At 36.6% G+C, this 598-nt stretch carries 1 protein-coding gene; it reads left to right on the forward strand.

All coding sequences use genetic code 11. The annotated features are described in order from the left end of the window. The coding region (locus tag J1785_RS00420) for an ATP-binding domain-containing protein (RefSeq protein WP_217218538.1) at nucleotides 1–483 on the forward strand (483 nt) is incomplete at its 5' end. Between the last annotated feature and the right edge of the window lie 115 nt (nucleotides 484–598).

Here is a 598-nt window from a genome sequence, read left to right on the forward strand (position 1 = left end):
ATTTCAGACTATCTTTCATCCGAAAATATTGATATTAACAATGTAAATGCAGACCGATATAATATAAGTGACTTTTCCATTGACAATAAAGTCACTTATTCGACCGTCCATAAAGCAAAAGGGAATGAAAGCTATAGTGTCTATGTCGTCGGTTGTGAATCCTTATATTACAATCCGAACGTAAAAAATAGAAATCTTTTATTCACCGCCATGACTAGGACAAAAGGCTGGCTAACTATGACTGGGATTGGAAGAACTGCCTTGGAGCTTTTTGATGAAATATCAGATGCACTAGAGAAGGCTCCTTCACTTAGCTATAAATATCCGCCGGACGCTAAGATTAGGCAAATAGAAATTGACCTTAAAAGAGTAGAGACAGAAGAGAAAAATAGTGATCTTGAAAAGTTAATTCAAGAGTATGGCGCGGAAGGTCTTAAAGCCATGATTAGAGAATTAGAATCTAAGAAGGTTAAGAAAAAATGATTTCAACTGCATTGCTGGCACAATCAAAAAAAGAAGCTATAAAACTAGTTAGGGAAGTAGGCCTGCTTGGTAATTTCAATAGCAAGACGACCTACCCAGCTAATATGCCTGGAGA

Source organism: Rahnella perminowiae, assembly GCF_019049755.1.
Classification (GTDB): domain Bacteria; phylum Pseudomonadota; class Gammaproteobacteria; order Enterobacterales; family Enterobacteriaceae; genus Rahnella; species Rahnella perminowiae.